The organism is Xylanibacter rarus (assembly GCF_001275135.1).
GTDB lineage: Bacteria > Bacteroidota > Bacteroidia > Bacteroidales > Bacteroidaceae > Prevotella > Prevotella rara.
This window is the reverse complement of record NZ_LFQU01000075.1, coordinates 1-1,391: the sequence shown is the minus strand read 5'-3', so window position 1 is coordinate 1,391 and position 1,391 is coordinate 1. Positions and strand designations below refer to the sequence as shown.

The window sequence follows — 1,391 nt, the reverse complement described above, 5'->3', positions numbered from 1 at the left end:
GTATGATAAACGAACAAAAAAGCCGTGCAGAGGTCTGCACGGCTTACACCCACTTTGAGCGCTTTGTCAGCCGTTTTATAGTCAGTCCCCCAACTGCTATATATCCTCTGACTATTGCAAAGGTCGCAATTTTTTTTGACATTCTATATATCGTTTTGTCGGTTTCTTTGTCCTATTTATAACGTACACTTGTTCTGTTTTTCGGTTTGTTTGGTCTGTTTATAACGTTTTTAGCGAAATGTTCTGCGCATCAGCGCAGATCATGGAGCCTAAAAACGAAGAACGCACACCCAAATACCTGGGTGTGCGCGAGAACTGAAAACAAATCTATATACAACAAAAACACTTATGCCGACTTTTGGCCGATGCAATAACGAGAAGTAACGATTTTGCCATCATAGACAACGGCAAACAACGCTGCACATTCTGTGCTTGCTGCCATTTCAGAAACAGAAAGTTTAACTGAATTAAAGTAGCCGGCAGATGCGCCAACGAGCTCAACGCCCAAAACATTAGTGTAGCCGTCATTATCGGCAGGCTGTCCTGTTTCGTCAAACGTTGTAACTCCTGTAAGAACTTCGGTATTCGTTATTGTCATCCAAACAAGTTTCAGTTTGGCTGTCTCTAGCTGTTCGCCATTTGAGACATCAATCTGAGAATAGGCGTTACTTTTGGTAACCTGTGTGCCTGAAGGTGCAACAATCCATGAGCCTGCGCTACCATACGAATAAACGCTAATGCATGATGCATCATGCGCACTTGTTATGTTAAGAGAATCCAAGAAGAAGGTGCCTAGAGGCGTAGTTCCTTTTTGAACGTTAAGCAACTGCGTTGGGTTAACGTCCGGCAGCGTTTCCTTGTTCTGTTTAATGAAGTTGTTTCGCTGTGAGCCGTATTTGGTTTTATCGAAAGCTTTGTCTATAAAAGCTGACATCAAAGACGCAAACTGCGTCATAACCTTGAATTTACCACGCTGCGCCTGTTGTGCGGCCGTGTTCGACTTATTCTCCGTTATTCGCTGTGACGCTATTGTACGGCCACGTGTACGGCGATATGTGATGTTGCCTGCACTCTTTACGCCGTTGCCAATTGCTAATGAGTTAATAACTGCCATAATAAAAAAGGTTTTAAAGTTAAACATCTAGCTGAATCCGGTCGCGGGACGGCCGCAATTCAACATCGGCAAAGGTACAAAAATTTTGCACACGGCGATACACTAGAGCCATGTGCGGGGATAGTGAGAGTATCGGCAATTTTAACACACAAAATCGTATCAATTTAACATTTATCTTTAACGTTATTTATTGTTTTTTGGGCAAATATAATCATGGCGCACAATAGAATATTTGAAATGAGGCGCGGCAATATCGGCTAACGAACAAATGAGGCGC

At 42.8% G+C, this 1,391-nt stretch carries 2 protein-coding genes; one reads left to right on the top strand and one right to left on the bottom strand.

Annotated elements, in window-relative coordinates:
- On the top strand, positions 1–182 hold a 182-nt coding region (locus tag ACU52_RS15510; protein WP_204374668.1), incomplete at its 5' end, for a hypothetical protein.
- Positions 183–346: 164 nt separating this feature from the next.
- Here ACU52_RS15510 and ACU52_RS14535 read toward each other — a convergent pair.
- A complete protein-coding gene (locus ACU52_RS14535; protein WP_147630902.1) occupies positions 347–1,114 on the bottom strand; it encodes a hypothetical protein in 768 nt (255 codons plus the stop codon).
- Between the last annotated feature and the right edge of the window lie 277 nt (positions 1,115–1,391).